A 15,190-nucleotide genomic window follows, 5' to 3' on the forward strand; every position below is an offset into this window, starting at 1 on the left:
GCCAGCAGTTCTGCTAGCTTCTGCCGGTACCAGCTTGCAGGGTCACGAATCTGCCAATTTCCGGGATTCGTGGTGCGACCCCCGGTAGCGGAATCCTTGCCCATTCGGCCATCTGCCGTTACCGGTGCGAAGCACCACGATACATCGCCTGCCAATGGTTTCGTGGTGGGGCGGGCGCGGTGATCAGGGTCTTGGGCATATCAACCCGGTGCCACCGCGCCCACGACGGAACCGGTGCGCCTGCAACTTCGTGGGCGGCCACTACGCGAGCGACAGACGGCTTGAAGCAAGTGATGTCTGCTACCGGGGGCCTCACCACGAATCCCGGAAGCTGGCAGGCTCGTGGTCAGTCAAGCCGGTACCGGCAGAAGCTAGCCGGCACTCTGGGCCGCACGACGAAACCATCGATATTCGAGAGCCTTATTGCTCTGCCCCCGGCAGGGTCGGCTTTCTTCTCGTTAGTCTTCTTTGCCGAAGCAAAGAAGAGTGACCGGCGTCCCCCGCAGGGGGATGTCGTACGCTTTTGGGTGCAAAAACCAACACCACCAAAATAAAGCCATCATCCCCCAAAAAACACACCGAAAAATAGAAACCCCCATCACTCCCCAGAAAACAACCCCATAAATAAAGGCCGAATAAACAAATCCCCAGCATTCCCCCCCGAAGCATCCGGCACCCACCGCTGCAACTCCACCGCCGCATTAATCATCCCATTCACCTGCAACGAAGCAATCGACTGATCCATCGGCCGGATCGACCCATCCTGCATCCCCTGCACCAGAAACCGCGTAAACCGTGCAGACAGCCGGCTCATCGTCAAYATCTTCTCCTTGCGCATCTCCTCCGGCAGCGCCCCATAGATGGTCAGCCGCAGCAGCGGCCCCTTGCTAGAGAACTGATAGCTCACCAGCGCACGCGAGATCGCGCACAACTTGTCCCAGCCCGTGCCCGGCCCTTCCTCCACCTTCGACTGCGCATCCCGGATGACCGCGAACATGCGGTCGAAGCAGGCGGAAATCAGGTCGTCCTTGTTCTCATTGTGGTGATAGAACGATCCCTTGGTGAGATTCAGCCGCGCGGAAATGCGATCCGCGGAGGCGCCGCGATAGCCCAGTTCGTTGAGTAACTCGGTAGCGGCGCGCAGGAAGGCTTCCTGAGTTGTCTCGGGTGTGTCGATCACCGGCAGCGGCGGCGAGGCGGGAGTGGTGTCGTCCCATTTCGAGGAAGGCGACGCAAAGCCGTTGAGCAGCAGATCCACGACCGTTTCCGCGACTTTCGGGTAGTCCTGCGGTTCGTAGCGCTCGACCCATGTCATCGCGCCGCTGGTGAGCGACAGCAGCAAGTGCGCTGCCGCGCTGAGCGCGCTGCGTTGCGCGGGGCTCCGCGGTGCTTCCGCACGCAGCAGCTTGCGGATACGCCGGAACATGTCGGTATACGCCTCGAAGGCAACGTCCGCGTGGGTGTCCGGCAGCGAGCGGATCTCGCGAAAGCTCATCAGCTCCGGGCGCTCTCCCGTTGCCGTCCTGGCCAGCCGCTCGAAGAACAGCGCGATAAACCGGCGCACCCGTGCCTCCGGGCCGGGCTCGTCGGCCGTGGCGTCGGCGATGCCCGCCATCTCGTCAATCGTGCGCATCAGGCAGGCCACCACAAGGTCTTCCTTCTTGCGGTAGTAGTAGGTGATGCTGTTGGTGCTGAGCCCGACTTCCTGCGCAACGTCCGAGAGCGTGGCGCCACGCAAGCCCTTCCGGTTGAACAGGCGGGCAGCCGCGTCGAGAATCGCGTCGCGTTTCTCCACATAACGGCGTGTGGGGCGGGCTTCCGCTGTTTCCTTGAGCATGGAGTGATGTATCTGCATTCGTTGGCCGGAGGCGCGGATCATTTGAGCGGGCGCATTGATCCGGGCGGTCTCGACGGGACTATAAGTGTACCGAACGGATTCACAGGATGGCTCCCGTTTGATGCCGCGCAAGGGCTCGCCAACGTGGCATCCGATCGCCCGGCGTCACGTGCGCTATTGCCTTCCTTCTCCGGCTGACAGCATAATGCAACTTTGTTGCATTATGCCTGGCGGCGCGAGGAGGGCATCGGATGGCCAGCAATACCAGCGGGATCGACCTGATCAACGCGGCGAACGGCACCAACGGCGATCCCGTCATCGACCTGCGGGGCATCGCGTTCACATGGCCCGGGCAGGCCGCGCCTTGCCTGCGGCTCGACCGGTTCCGGCTGGACGCGGGCGAGCAGGTATTCGTCTGTGGCCAGAGCGGCAGCGGCAAGAGCACCTTGCTGTCGGTGCTGGCCGGGGTGCTGGCGCCCCAGCGGGGCAGCCTGCGCGTGCTGGGCACGGCGCCGGATGCGCTTAGCGCGCCGCGGCGCGACCGCTTCCGGGCCGACCATATCGGCCTCATCTTCCAGCAGTTCAACCTGCTGCCCTATCTTTCCGTCGTGGACAACGTGCTGCTGCCGTGCCGCTTCTCGCGCAGCCGTCGCGAGCGCAGCGCGGCGCAGGGCGCGACGCCGCAAGCCGCCGCGCATGCGCTGCTTGCGCAGCTCGACCTGCCGCGTGCGCTGTGGCAGCGTGCCGTGACCCGGCTTTCCGTCGGCCAGCAGCAGCGCGTGGCGGCGGCCCGAGCGCTGATCGGCCGGCCGCGCCTCGTGCTTGCCGATGAACCCACTTCCGCGCTGGACGCGCCGCGACAGCAGGCTTTCATGGACTTGCTGCAGCGGGAATGCGGAATTGCCGGCGCCAGCCTGGTGTTTGTCAGCCATGACGAACGCCTGGCCACGCGCTTCCAGCGGCGGTTGTCGTTGCCGGCGGCCCATGCGCCGCATGCGGCGGGGCCGGCGTGATGCTGATGCTCGCGATGGCCGCGCGCAGCGCATGGAACCGCCGCTTCAACCTGCTGCTGATGCTGCTGGCGATTGCCATGTCCACCGCCATGCTGCTGGGCGTGGAGCGCATCCGGCACCAGGTACGGGCGAGTTTTGCGCAATCGGTGTCCGGCACCGACCTGGTGGTGGGCGCGCGCACCAGCCCGGTCCAGTTGATGCTGTACACCGTGTTCCACCTTGGCGGCACGACCAACAATATGAGCTGGGACAGCGCCCGGCGGCTGGCAGGCCATCCGGCCGTGGCGTGGACCATTCCGCTTTCGCTGGGCGACTCGCACCGCGGCTTCCCGGTGCTGGCGACCACCCCCGGCTACTTCGTGCATTACCGCTACGGCGACCGGCAACCGCTGGTCCTCGCGCAGGGCAAGCCGTTCGCGGCGCTGTTCGATGCCGTGCTCGGCGCCGAGGTGGCAAACCGGCTGGGCTATCGCGTGGGCGACCGCATTGTATTGAGCCACGGGGATGGCGATGGCGACGGGCCGGCGCACGCAGGCCATGCCGGGCATGAGGACAGGCCCTTCGTCGTGAGCGGCATCCTGGCGCGCACCGGCACGCCGGTGGACCGCACCGTGCATATCGGGCTGGAAGCGCTGCAGGCCATCCACCTTGGCTGGGAGGGCGGCATGCCGCTGCCGGGCCTTGCCATCCTCCCGGAGCAGGTACGCAAGTTCGACCTGACGCCCCATAGCGTGACCGGCGTGCTGGTCGGACTGAAGCTCAGGTCGCAAGTCTTCACCGTGCAGCGGGAGATTGCCGAAGACCCGCATGAGCCGCTGATGGCGGTGCTGCCGGGCGTGGCGCTGGATGAGCTATGGCGCGTGACCGGTGTCGCCGAGCGCGCGTTGCTGGTGGTGTCGGGGCTGGTGGTGGTGGTCGGGCTGGCGGGGCTGGTATCGTCCATTCTTGCCGCGCTGGGCGAGCGGCGGCGCGAACTCGCCATCCTGCGCTCGGTCGGCGCACGGCCGGGCGACCTGTTGGCGATGCTGGCGCTGGAAGGGCTGGTGGTGATGCTGGCGGGCGCGCTCCTTGGCCTCGCGCTGGTGACGGTGCTGGCGGCGGTGTCCGGCCCTTACCTGCAATCCGCCTTCGGCGTAACGGTGCCCGCAGCCTGGCCCACGCCCGGCGAATGGCCGCTGCTGGCCGCCACGGTGGGCGCCGGCTTCTGCGTGAGCCTGCTGCCTGGATGGCGCGCCTATCGCCTGAGCCTGGCCGACGGGCTGATGCCGACGACATGAAGACGAGGACGCCAATGCCTGCCCGCTTCCGGCGCACGTTGATTGCGCTCACTGTCATCGCGCTGGCCGGCGGAGGCGCGGCATATTTCTTCCGGCCGCTGTCCGAGCCCGAATCCGGCGCCACTGCGGGCGCCGCCGCGCACGCATCCGCCTATGCAGTAGGCGAGGCGTTGCGCCCTGCCGTCGCGCCTTCCACGCCTGACCCCGCCTTCCGCGAGATAGCGTGGCGAGATCTGCTGCCAAAGGGCTGGGACCCGCTGGCGCCGTTCAAGGGCCTGAAGCTCGACGAGCTCGACGACGCCGATCCCCGCGCGCAGATTGCCCTGTACAAGGCACGGCAGTACTGGAAGAACGCGCCCGTTGAACCCGCGCTGGCTGGCGCGGCGGTACGTCTTGCCGGTTTTGTGGTTTCGCTCGACGCAGAAGGCGAGGCGATTCGCGAGTTCTTGCTGGTGCCGTACTTCGGCGCGTGCATCCACGTGCCACCGCCGCCCGCCAACCAGGTCATCCACGTCCGCACGGACAAGCCGTTGCCGGGGCTGCGCACCATGGACACCGTGTGGATCGGCGGCGCGATGCGGGTCGAGCGGGCAGACACCATGATGGGCTACGCCGGCTATGCCATGGACGGGGCGCGGGTGGAGCCCTATCTCCCGCCCGCGCGGCAATAGCGGAGGCAGCGCGCGCTCCATTCTTGCTCCGGAATCAAGTATCTTCTGCGCGGGACATGGTTTTTCTCGCGGCGGGCAGCGCGGATACTCGGGGCATGTTCGCTGTGAAGGCAAGCAAGGCTTGCGTTGCGGCAAGCCATGGCCCCATCGGCCAGATACAACCCCGAATCAGGAAACAACAATGCCCATTCCCGCCCTTGGCCTCGGTACCTTCCGCCTGCAAGGCCAGACTGTCATCGATTCCGTGCGCAACGGCCTCGACGTTGGCTACCGCGCGATCGACACCGCGCAGATCTACGGCAACGAGGCCGAAGTCGGCCAGGCCATCGCCGAGAGCGGCGTCGCCCGTGCCGACCTGTTCGTGACGACCAAGATCTGGGTCGAGAATCTCTCACGCGACAGACTGGTGCCCAGTCTGAAGGAGAGTCTCGCCAGGCTGCGCACCGACCATGTCGACCTGACCTTGATCCATTGGCCGTCGCCGGACAACACGGTCCCGGTCGCCGAATGCATGACGGCGCTGGCCGAGGCCCGCGAGCAAGGGCTTACCCGTCAGATCGGTGTATCCAACTTCACCGTCGACCTGATGCGGCAGGCGATCGATGCCGTTGGCGCCGGAGCGATCGCCACCAACCAGATCGAGTTGCATCCCTTCCTGCAGAACCGCAAGGTCGCGGACTTCGCGCGCAGCCAGGGCATTCACATTACGTCGTATATGACGCTGGCCTACGGCAAGGCGCTGCAGGACCCGGTGATCCGGGAGATCGCGCAGCGGCACGGCGCCACGCCTGCGCAGGTGGTGCTGGCCTGGGCCATGCGGCTTGGCTATGCGGTGATTCCGTCTTCGACCAAGCGGGCTAACCTGAAGAGTAATCTGGGGGCCGTTGATGTGCGCTTGTCGGAGGCAGAGATGGCAGGGATTGCCGGGTTGGAGAGGGGCGGGAGGCTGACTAGTCCGGAGGGGTTGGCGCCGGTTTGGGATTGAGGCGCCACGGATGGGATGTTACCGAAGCCGGCGCGGCAGCCGTCGCTCAGCCAATCATGTGCGGGCTCGGCCGTTGCCGCCTGGCACCGGTTTCATCCAGGCGATAACCGTGGCCATACACGACCATGATGACCAGGCCATTCCGGGGATGCAGCTCCAGGGTCGCGCGCAGGCGCGACACCAGGCTGGCCAGCGCGCGCGACCGCGGCGGCAGCGCATAGCCCCAGATCGCGCATTCGATGTAGGCGTGGGACAAGACGCGGCCGACGCTGGAAAACAGCAGCGAAGCAAGATCGAACTCCTTGGGGGTCAGGGGCATGCGGCGCCCCTGAAACACGGCCTGGTGCGACTGGCAATCCAGTGAATAGTGGCCGACCGTGATGTCCGGGCTCGGGGCTTGCTGGTGCGAGGCCGCGCGGCGCTGCAGCGCGTGCAGGCGGGCCACCAGTTCGCGCAAGCGCAGGGGGTGGATCATATAGTCGTCGGCCCCGGCTTGCAGGGTATTGACGACCGAGTCCTCGTCACGGCGGTTGGAAACCACCAGCACCGGCACCTTGCAGCGCCCGGCGCTGCGCAGCGCGCACACAGCCTCAACCGCGGGCAGGTCGGCCAGTTCGTGGTCAACCAGCAGGACATCGTAACCGGACTGGTCGATGCCGCGAAAGAACTCGCGGCTTGCGTGGTAGGTGTGGCAATACACCCCGGCGCGGGAGAGGGCCTCTGCCATGATCCTGGCCTTAAGCGACAGATCCGCGAGCAGTGCAATCTTCATAGAATTGTCCAACGGGCATTAGTGCGGTTCGCGGGCCGGCGCGCGCATCGACTGCGATACCTCCGCATTGCGCTGCCGCAGCGTAGCGTCCCGTTCGGGCAGCAACCCGGCGCGCGCGCGCCTCAGCGCCTGCAGGGCGTGGATGTCGGAGGGAAGGGGGGCGGCAGCGGAAGGCATGCCGCCAGTTTACTGGCGGCATGCTGGCAATGAAATCGGACACGTCCTAAATGGTACGAATCCGGTGTGTTTGCTGGCTTCGTTGTACGTCTGGCCTCCGATCCGTGCCGCCAGGTGCTTGGCAGCCCGGTGGCGATATCGCTTTTGTTGACATCCACGGGCGCCTTCTACGCTGCCGACGCCAGTTGCACGGCGCGGGCCGCTTCATCGCCCGTTTCATGAAAGCACGGCAGCGCACCGGCAGCGGCTCAGGCCGCGGCCTTGGTTTCGCTCTCGCCCTGCGGCGTAAATCTCGGGTAATCGGTGTATCCCGCGGCACCGCCGCCGAAATACTTCGAGCGGTCGCCGGCATTGAGCGGCAGATCGTGCTGCAGCCGGTAGGGCAGATCAGGGTTGGCGATAAACGGGCGCCCGAAGCCGATCAGGTCGGCCCAGTCTTTAGTGAGCGCTTCTTCCGCGCGTGCCCTGCTGTAGTTGCCCGAGTAGACCAGCGTGCCGGGATAGATGGCGCGCAGCGCTTCCTTGAACGTGGCTGGCATCACGGGTGCGTCTTCCCAGTCTGCTTCGGCGATATGGATATAGCCCACGCCGATCTGGCCGAGCGCGTGTGCCGCGGCAAGGTAAGTCGCTTCGGGCGTATCGTCGACCGCGCCTTGCAGCGTGGTGAGCGGCGCCAGGCGCACGCCGATGCGGTCCTTGCCGACTACGTCGGTCACCGCTTGCGCGACTTCCTTGAGGAAGCGCAACCGGTTGGCGAGCGAGCCGCCGTATTCGTCGCCGCGGGTATTGGCCTGCGAGTCGATGAACTGGTTGATCAGGTAGCCATTGGCGCCATGCAGTTCGACCCCGTCGAAGCCGGCTGCCAGCGCGTTGCGCGCCGCTTGCGCGTAGTCGGCCACGATGCCGGGGATCTCGTCAATGTTCAGCGCGCGCGGGGCGGAATGCTGGATCATCTCGCCGACACCGCCCTGCGGGCCCTGGCCGGTGGCATCGACAAACACCTTGACGCCCTCGGCGACCAGCGCCGACGACGATACTGGCGCGGTGTTACCCGGCTGCAGCGTGGTATGCGACACGCGGCCGACGTGCCAGAGCTGCGCGAAGATCTTGCCGCCGGCGGCGTGCACTGCGTCGGTGACCTTGCGCCATGCTGTGACCTGTCCGGGGCTGTAGATGCCAGGCGTCCAGGCATAGCCCTGGCCTTGCCGGCTGATCTGCGTGCCTTCCGAGATGATCAGGCCAGCAGTGGCGCGCTGACTGTAATACTCGGCCATCAGGTCCGTTGCCACGTCGCCGGCGGCGGCACGCGAACGGGTCATGGGCGGCATCACGATGCGGTTGCGGGTGGTGATATGGCCGAAGGTGTAGGGGGTGAACAGCATGGTTTCTCTCGCTCGTCGGTTTGGCCAGGCAAGAAGCGGCCACAGGGGGCCGGCCCTGGATGGACCTGGGGCCCGGGCCGCCCGGCGGTATTGCCGGGATGATGTATGGATTATCGGGACGGGCCGCTTTTGCAAAAACCCTGTAACAGGCAAATGATTCTTGCGGCGGGCTCAAGGATGGCCAACTGCCCGTAGTGATACAGGCATCACGCGGTGGCCCCCGGGGCCGTCCTCGGGCAGTTCATGCCGATTTTGCATAAGCGCCCGCCGGGGCTTATGGAACAATGCGTCAACCGACGGATTCCGCTTCCGTCCTTTACCGCTCTCCCCACCCTGGCGCTACCCAACATGAACGACGAAATCGTCTACCTCAACGGCGAACTCACGCCTTTGTCAGAAGCCCGCATCCCCGTGCTGGACCGCGGTTTTATCTTTGGCGACGGCGTGTATGAAGTCGTCCCCATCTATGGCGCCAAGCCCTTCCGCCTGCACCAGCACCTGGCCCGCCTGGCGCGCAGCCTGGCAACCATCGGCATTCCCAACCCGCACGCCGAGCCGGAGTGGATGGCGCTGATCGACCGCGTGGTGCGCGCCAACGGCCTGAGCGACCAGATGGTCTACATTCAGGTCACGCGCGGCGTGGCACGGCGCACCCATGCCTTCCCCAAGGAGGTGACGCCGACGGTGCTGATCATGACCAACCCCATGTCGCTGCCGTCGGCGGACATGCGCGAGAAGGGCGTGGCCTGCGTGACGGCCGAGGACAAGCGCTGGCTGCACTGCCAGGTCAAGTCGACCTCCCTGCTGGGCAATGTGCTGGCGGCGCAGAACGCGGCGGAGCATGGTGTCACCGAGACCATCCAGTTCCGCGACGGCGCGCTGACCGAAGCCTCGGCGTCGAATGTCTGGGTGGTCGGCAAGGGCCGGGTCTCGGCGCCGCCGAAGGACAACCTGATCCTGGAAGGCATCCGCTACGGCTGGATGGAGGAGTTGTGCGCGGCGCTGGATATCTCGCTGGAAGCGCGCCGGATTTCGCAGGACGAGGTAATGGCTGCCGACGAGGTACTGCTGACGTCGGCCAGCAAGGAGATCCTCTCGGTGGTGACCATCGACGGCAAGACCATCGGCAGCGGCGAGCCCGGCCCTGTGTTCAAGAAGCTCTACGCTRCGTACCAGGCAGCCAAGGTGGCGCCGTAGTACGAGAACGGTGTGGCTGGTTGCCCGGCGTGACCGAGCGACTGGCGTTGCCCGTCCGGCCGGCAGAGCAGCAGCGTGCCGGCGGCGGTATCCAGTTCCAGGGCGGCTGCGGCGATCATGCTGCGGCCGTCAGCGCCTGCTGCGCGGTATTCCGGCTCTCCCTGCGCCTGGCGGCCTGCGGACGGGCCTGCCAGTAGGCGTCGTCGGGCGCGGCAGTCAGGGATTGCCCCGCTGCTTCCAGTTTCAGCTCCCCCTGCGTCGACGCGGCCTCTTCCCTGCCTTGCCATGTGCCAGCGCGGGCAGGCCAGACCAATCCCGGCATGGCCTGCGCCTCGCGCTCGCGAGCGAGTGATTCCGGATATGCAAACGCGAAATCCGCACAGCCGGCGCGAAGCGGGGGAGGGCCGCAGCGCACGCGATGGCGGTCGGGATTCGCATTCGCATATACACCCCACGCATCTATGCAAAGACGAATTTCGTCCTTCGGCGGCTTGCTGTGCTGCGCTATCGTGAGGGACTTGTAAGCGACCGCTTGAGACGGACAAAGCCTGCGGACAACGGCGCTGTCGCAAGCGCGGCACCGGGCAGGCATTGCAATGCGCGAATCCAGGACCAATCGATATCGACAGGAGGTTTTTCCAATGGCTACACCGCTGAAAGTGGTCGCCGTCAACGGCAGTACGCAACAGCCCTCGCGCACGCTCGCGTTGGTGCGGGCGTTGCTTGGCGAGCTCGATGGCAAGCTGCTGCTGCACAGCCATATCGTCAACCTGGGCGAGATCGCCCGCCCACTGGGCGCCGCGCTGACGCGCGCCGAACTGCCGCCGGAGATTGAAAACGAGCTGCTTGCGATCGAGTCCGCCGACCTGCTGGTGGTGGCGGCGCCTGTCTATCGCGGGTCCTATCCCGGCCATTTCAAGCATCTGTTCGACCTGGTGGGGCAGGAGGCGCTGGCCGGCAAGCCCGTGCTGCTGGCGGCCACGGGTGGCAGCGACCGGCACGCGCTGGTGCTGGAGCATCAGCTGCGGCCCTTGTTCGGATTCCTGCAGGCGCTGACGCTACCGATCGGCGTGTATGGCAGCCCCGGCGATTTCCAGAACCACCAGGTCAGCAGCGATGCGCTGGCCGAGCGCATCCGCCTGGCCGCCGACCGCGCCGCGCCGTTGTTCGGCGCCAGCCGCAGATCGCCGCTGCAGCGTGCCGCCTGAGGGGAGCGCCGCAGCCGGGATGTCTTCATCCCGGCTTTCGGCAAGCGTTCGTTGCCACGCCGTGTCCTTGGTTCCGGTCCGTCATTGCCTGCTCATGCGCGGTCGGGCCCGATTGTCACGGGCGTAATCTATGCTTGTGAGCGAAAGCCCGCCTCGGCTCCCCCGCCGGCGCGCCGCCCAATTCCTCCAAAGGACAAGCATATGGAAATCCGAGCAGCCAATCAGATCCCCGCCACCCTGATCCCCGGCGACGGCATCGGGCCGGAAGTGGTGGAGGCCACCGTCAAGGTGCTGGACGCGCTGGGCGCGCCATTCTCCTGGGACGTACAGCAGGCCGGCATGGCGGGCATCGCCCAGGGCGGCGACCCGTTGCCCGAGGCTACCCTCGACAGCATTCGCCGTACCGGCCTGGCGCTGAAAGGCCCGCTGACCACGCCCGTCGGCGGCGGCTTCCGTTCGGTCAACGTGCGCCTGCGCGAAGCCTTCAATCTCTATGCCAATGTGCGGCCCGCCCGCACGCTGGTGCCGGGACGCTTCGAGAACATCGACCTGGTGCTGGTGCGCGAGAACGTGGGCGGCTTCTACGTGGCCCACGACTATTACATCCCCGTGGGCGACGACCCGCATGCCGTGGCGGTCTCCACCGGCACCAATACGCGCGACGCCTGCCGGCGCATCGCCCGCTTCGCCTTCGAGTACGCGGTCAGGAACCAGCGCAAGAAAATCACCGTGGTGCACAAGGCCAATATCCTCAAGGCACTGACCGGGATCTTCCTGGAAGCCGCGCGCGAGGTGGCGCAGGACTATGCGGGCCGCGTGGAGATGGACGACCGCATCGTCGATGCCTGCGCCATGCAGCTCGTTCTCAACCCCTGGCAGTTCGACATGCTGCTCTGTACCAACCTCTTCGGCGATATCCTGTCCGACCAGATTGCCGGCCTGGTGGGCGGGCTGGGCATGGCGCCGGGGGCCAATATCGGCGATACCGCCGCCATTTTCGAGGCCGTGCACGGCTCGGCTCCCGATATCGCCGGCAAGGGCATTGCCAATCCGATTTCGCTGATGCTGGCCGCCGGCCTGATGCTCGAACATGCAGGCCGGCAGGACCTGGCGTTGCGGCTGCGCAAGGCGATCGACCTGGCGCTCAATGAGGACCAGGTCAGGACCGGCGACCTGAAGGGCTCGGCGTCCACGCTGCAATTTGCCGACGCGGTGGTGAAGCGGCTGGGTTGACGCACCGGCACATGCTGGGCGCCGCCGACAGGACCAACCCGGATAGTCCCGCCACGCGCTCTTGCGTACCATGGTTGCGCCGCTACCGTCACTCCCGACACAAGCCGGCGCTAACCGAGGGCTTGGCATGCAGACATCGGAACCGTACTTCCACTTCCGTCTCGATTCCAACGACGACCACAAGATCGAGGTCCATCGCTGGCAGGGAGGCGCGGCGCCGCGCGCCGTGGTGCAGATCGCGCATGGCATGGGCGAGCATGCGCTGCGCTACCGGCCGCTGGCCGAAGCGCTGGTGGGCGCGGGCTACGTGGTCTATGCCAGCGAGCACCGGGGGCATGGCGCCGATGCGGCCGCCCAGGATAAGCTTGGTGACTTCGGGCCGCGTGGCTTTGCAGCACTGGCGGACGACATGGCCGTGCTCAGCCGGCACTCGCGGGCGCAGCATCCCGGCCTGCCGCTGATCCTGTTCGGCCACAGCATGGGGTCGTTCGCCACGCAGTGCTACCTGGCCGAGCACAGCGAGTTGCTCGCCGGCGCGGCGCTGTCGGGCACCACCGCGGTGGACCTGATGCTGGAGGCGGCGCGGGCGGGTTTCAAGCTCGAGGATATGAATGCCGGGGTGCCGGACAGCCGCACGCCCTTCGACTGGCTCAGCCGCGACCCGGCACAGGTGGATGCGTATATCGCCGATCCGCTGTGCGGTTTCACCGTCACGCCGGCGTCGCGTGCCTCGATGTTCGCCGAATGCGCGCGCCTGGCCGAGCCGGATACGCTGCGCCGCATCCGTCCGGGGCTGCCCATCTACCTGTTCACCGGCGACCGTGATCCGGTCAATAATCACCTCGCCTGGTTCGAGCCGCTGGTCAGCCGCTATCGCGCGGCGGGGCAGACCGATGTGTCGTCCCACGTATTCGGCGGCGCACGCCATGAGACGTTGAACGAGACCAACCGTGCGGAGGTGATTGCCATCCTCGCCGCGTGGATCGGGCGGGTGGTGTCCGGCCGCTGACGGGCGTCAGGGCAGGAGGCGCGCCTCGGTCACCGCCTGCAGCGCTTCCAGTGTGATGCCTTCCGCCATTGCCTCCACCCGCAAGCCGTCGGGCGTCACGCGCATTACTGCCAGGTCCGTATAGATGCGGCAGACCACGCCGCGTGCGGTCAACGGCAGCGTGCAGCGGCGCAGCAGGCGCGGGCGGCCGTCGCGCGTGGTGTGTTCCATCAGCACCCAGACCTCGCGGGCGCCAAAGGCGAGTTCCATCGCGCCGCCCACGGCCGGCGGGGTGTTGGGATCGCCCCGGGTCCAGTTGGCCAGGTCGCCGTTTTCCGCCACTTCATAGGCGCCCAGGATGGCCAGGTCCAGATGGCCACCGCGCATCATGGCAAAGCTCAGCGCGGAATCGAAGATCGCCGCGCCGGGACGCAGCGTCACCGGCTGCTTGCTGGCGTTGATCAGTTCCGGGTTTTCCTCGCCTGGCGGCGGGCGCGGCCCGAGATGCAGGATGCCGTTCTCGCTATGCAGGAAGACCTCCCGCTCCGGGGGGATCATGTCCCCGACCAGCGTCGGCAGGCCGATGCCCAGGTTGACATAGGATCCCGTGCGGATGTCCTGCGCCGCGCGCCGGGCGATCTGCTCCCTGTTCCATCGCATCATTGTTCGCTCCTGGCGGATTGGCCGTCGGTGGTGACGAGGCGATGGACAAAGATGCCCGGCGTCACGATATGTTCGGGGTTCATGGCGCCGGCCTCGACCATCGTGTCGACCTCCGCCACCACCACGCGCGCGGCGGTCGCCATCACGGGATTGAAGTTGCGCCCGGCCAGGTGATAGTCCAGGTTGCCGAGGCGATCCGCGGTGCGCGCGCGGATCAGCGCGAAATCCGCATGCAGCGGCAGTTCCAGCACGTGCTGCACGCCGTTGATCTCGCGCGTGTCCTTGCCCTCGGCAAGAATGGTCCCGGCGGTGATGGGGCAGTAAAAGCCGCCCAGCCCGGCCCCGGCGCAGCGGATGCGCTCCACCAGCGTGCCTTGGGCCACCAGTTCCAGCTCGACTTCGCCGCGCCGGTAGGCGTCGCGAAAGGCCGTGGCCCCGGCCGTCAGCGGATACGAGCAGACCAGCTTGCGCACGCGCCCGGCTTCGATCAGGCTCGCCACGCCCTCGCCGTCGTAGCCGGCGTTGTTGGAGATCACCATCAGATCCCTGGCGCCATGCGCCAGCACCGCGGCGATCAGGCCGCCGGGCAGGCCGGCGCTGCCGAAGCCGCCCACCATCACGGTGGCGCCGTCGCGCAGATCGGCGATGGCCTCGCCGCAGCTTGCTACCCGTTTGTTGACCAATTCCATGCCCGACACGCTCCCGTTCCGCGGCTTCGCCGCCGCCAAGCCATGCATCATGCGGCGTCCGGATCGATAGGTTCAAGTACAAGAGGCTTAATTATTGATAAGCTAGGCTTATATTGCGCGCACTGGCCATCCCGATGAACCTGGAACTCCGACACTATCGATACTTCGCCGCGCTGGCGGAGGAACTGCACTTTGGCCGCGCGGCGGAGCGCCTCGGCATTTCGCAGCCGGCGCTGAGCCAGCAGTTCAGGTGGATCGAGCAGGAGGCGGGTGCGCCGTTGCTTTCGCGCAGCAAGCGCCGGCTGGCGCTGACGGAGGTTGGCGCTGTCTTCCAAGAGGAAGCGCTGGGCGTCCTGCGGCAGGTCCGGCACGCCGAACTGGCCACCGCCAGCGCGAGCCGTGGCGATGTCGGCAGCGCGTCCATTGGCTACGTGGCATCCGCCGCGCTCTCGGGTTTGCTGCCGAGGCTTGTCTATCGCTTCCGCCAGGACTATCCGGCCGTGCGGCTCGCCATGCGCGAGATGGACATGCCGGCCCAGCTCGACGCGGTTGCGCGCGGCGCGCTCGATATCGGCTTTATCCGCCCGCCGTTGCAAGCCTTGCCAGAGGGGCTGGCCTTGTTCGATATCGCCGCGGAAGCGGTCGTGGTCGCGCTGCATGCCACGCACGCGCTGGCAAGCCGTGCGCGCATCGATGTGGCCATGCTGCGCGACGAGACGTTTATCTGCACGCACACCGAACACGGCACCGGCTTCTACGCCATCACCCTTGCCATCTGCGGCAATGCCGGCTTCCAGCCGCGCGTGGAGGCATTGTCGAGCCAGATGGCCACCATCATCAGCATGGTGGCGGCCGGGTTCGGCGTGGCGCTGATCCCGGCTTCGATGCGCGCGTTCGCGCCGCCCGACGTGGTATTCAAGCCGCTGGCGCGCAACGAGGTGACGTCGCAGCTTGCCGTGGTACATCGCAAGAACGAACGCTCGCCCACGGTGCTGCGGTTGATCGAGCGGTGCAGGCAGGGGAGGGGGCGGCAGCCGAAGTGAATCACACAGGACCGACACTTGCGATCGTTGTGACGACTGTTGCCAAATGGTGGTG

16 protein-coding genes are annotated in these 15,190 nt (G+C 66.6%); 9 read left to right on the top strand and 7 right to left on the bottom strand.

What is annotated here, in order from left to right:
- Positions 1–598: 598 nt before the first annotated feature.
- Positions 599–1,837 carry a TetR/AcrR family transcriptional regulator gene (locus AC1DT6_RS19585; RefSeq protein WP_477114821.1) on the bottom strand — a complete coding sequence of 413 codons (1,239 nt, stop codon included), beginning with the start codon at positions 1,835–1,837 and terminating at the stop codon, positions 599–601.
- Positions 1,838–2,088: 251 nt separating this feature from the next.
- On the opposite strand from AC1DT6_RS19585, the gene AC1DT6_RS19590 reads away from it, so the two are divergent.
- The 4 genes from AC1DT6_RS19590 (at position 2,089) to dkgB (ending at position 5,783) form a co-directional block, all read left to right on the top strand.
- On the top strand, positions 2,089–2,850 hold the full coding sequence (locus AC1DT6_RS19590) for an ATP-binding cassette domain-containing protein (protein ID WP_477111416.1): 762 nt from the start codon (positions 2,089–2,091) through the stop codon (positions 2,848–2,850).
- Positions 2,847–4,127: an ABC transporter permease gene (locus AC1DT6_RS19595; RefSeq protein ID WP_441625108.1), complete on the top strand. Its 1,281-nt coding sequence runs from the start codon at positions 2,847–2,849 to the stop codon at positions 4,125–4,127. The genes AC1DT6_RS19590 and AC1DT6_RS19595 overlap by 4 nt, the downstream gene beginning before the upstream one ends.
- Positions 4,128–4,141: 14 nt before the next feature.
- A complete protein-coding gene (locus tag AC1DT6_RS19600) occupies positions 4,142–4,798 on the top strand; it encodes a DUF3299 domain-containing protein (protein ID WP_441625110.1) in 657 nt (218 codons plus the stop codon).
- A 181-nt stretch (positions 4,799–4,979) separates the two neighbouring features.
- Positions 4,980–5,783: a 2,5-didehydrogluconate reductase DkgB gene (gene dkgB, locus AC1DT6_RS19605; RefSeq protein WP_477102242.1), complete on the top strand. Its 804-nt coding sequence runs from the start codon at positions 4,980–4,982 to the stop codon at positions 5,781–5,783.
- 46 nt (positions 5,784–5,829) lie between these two features.
- On the opposite strand, the gene AC1DT6_RS19610 is transcribed toward dkgB, so the two are convergent.
- The 3 genes from AC1DT6_RS19610 to AC1DT6_RS19620 all read right to left on the bottom strand — a co-directional run bounded on the left by AC1DT6_RS19610 (position 5,830) and on the right by AC1DT6_RS19620 (position 8,114).
- Complete coding sequence (locus AC1DT6_RS19610; protein WP_441625114.1) at positions 5,830–6,555, bottom strand: response regulator transcription factor; 726 nt, start codon at positions 6,553–6,555, stop codon at positions 5,830–5,832.
- An 18-nt stretch (positions 6,556–6,573) separates the two neighbouring features.
- On the bottom strand, positions 6,574–6,732 hold the full coding sequence (locus tag AC1DT6_RS19615; RefSeq protein ID WP_441625115.1) for a hypothetical protein: 159 nt from the start codon (positions 6,730–6,732) through the stop codon (positions 6,574–6,576).
- Between the two features lie 248 nt (positions 6,733–6,980).
- The gene (locus AC1DT6_RS19620; RefSeq protein ID WP_441625117.1) at positions 6,981–8,114 is read right to left on the bottom strand and encodes an alkene reductase; all 1,134 of its coding nucleotides are present in this window, start codon (positions 8,112–8,114) and stop codon (positions 6,981–6,983) included.
- Positions 8,115–8,462: 348 nt separating this feature from the next.
- Between AC1DT6_RS19620 and AC1DT6_RS19625 the strand changes: the two genes are divergently transcribed.
- Positions 8,463–9,311: a D-amino acid aminotransferase gene (locus AC1DT6_RS19625; protein WP_477114822.1), complete on the top strand. Its 849-nt coding sequence runs from the start codon at positions 8,463–8,465 to the stop codon at positions 9,309–9,311.
- A gap of 115 nt (positions 9,312–9,426) precedes the next feature.
- Here the strand turns inward: AC1DT6_RS19625 and AC1DT6_RS19630 are convergent, their stop codons facing one another.
- Positions 9,427–9,633 carry a hypothetical protein gene (locus AC1DT6_RS19630; protein WP_441625121.1) on the bottom strand — a complete coding sequence of 69 codons (207 nt, stop codon included), beginning with the start codon at positions 9,631–9,633 and terminating at the stop codon, positions 9,427–9,429.
- A gap of 319 nt (positions 9,634–9,952) precedes the next feature.
- On the opposite strand from AC1DT6_RS19630, the gene msuE reads away from it, so the two are divergent.
- The 3 genes from msuE (at position 9,953) to AC1DT6_RS19645 (ending at position 12,761) form a co-directional block, all read left to right on the top strand.
- Entirely contained in the window at positions 9,953–10,519 is a 567-nt protein-coding gene (gene msuE, locus AC1DT6_RS19635; RefSeq protein WP_441625123.1) for an FMN reductase, read from the top strand.
- Positions 10,520–10,720: 201 nt separating this feature from the next.
- Positions 10,721–11,752 (top strand): isocitrate/isopropylmalate dehydrogenase family protein, encoded by a 1,032-nt coding sequence (locus AC1DT6_RS19640; protein WP_477102245.1) that lies wholly within the window; start codon positions 10,721–10,723, stop codon positions 11,750–11,752.
- A 127-nt stretch (positions 11,753–11,879) separates the two neighbouring features.
- A complete protein-coding gene (locus tag AC1DT6_RS19645) occupies positions 11,880–12,761 on the top strand; it encodes an alpha/beta fold hydrolase (RefSeq protein ID WP_441625127.1) in 882 nt (293 codons plus the stop codon).
- Positions 12,762–12,767: 6 nt separating this feature from the next.
- Here AC1DT6_RS19645 and AC1DT6_RS19650 read toward each other — a convergent pair whose 3' ends face one another.
- Together AC1DT6_RS19650 and AC1DT6_RS19655 are read right to left on the bottom strand one after the other, a co-directional pair.
- Positions 12,768–13,403, bottom strand: coding sequence for a 3-oxoacid CoA-transferase subunit B (locus AC1DT6_RS19650; protein ID WP_441625129.1), 636 nt, complete (start codon positions 13,401–13,403; stop codon positions 12,768–12,770).
- Entirely contained in the window at positions 13,400–14,086 is a 687-nt protein-coding gene (locus AC1DT6_RS19655) for a CoA transferase subunit A (protein WP_441625306.1), read from the bottom strand. The genes AC1DT6_RS19650 and AC1DT6_RS19655 overlap by 4 nt, the downstream gene beginning before the upstream one ends.
- Before the next feature lie 140 nt (positions 14,087–14,226).
- On the opposite strand from AC1DT6_RS19655, the gene AC1DT6_RS19660 reads away from it, so the two are divergent.
- Positions 14,227–15,135, top strand: a complete 909-nt coding sequence (locus AC1DT6_RS19660; RefSeq protein ID WP_441625131.1) for a LysR family transcriptional regulator — start codon at positions 14,227–14,229, stop codon at positions 15,133–15,135.
- Positions 15,136–15,190: the final 55 nt, after the last annotated feature.

It is taken from the genome of Cupriavidus sp. 01L45, from assembly GCF_056399885.1.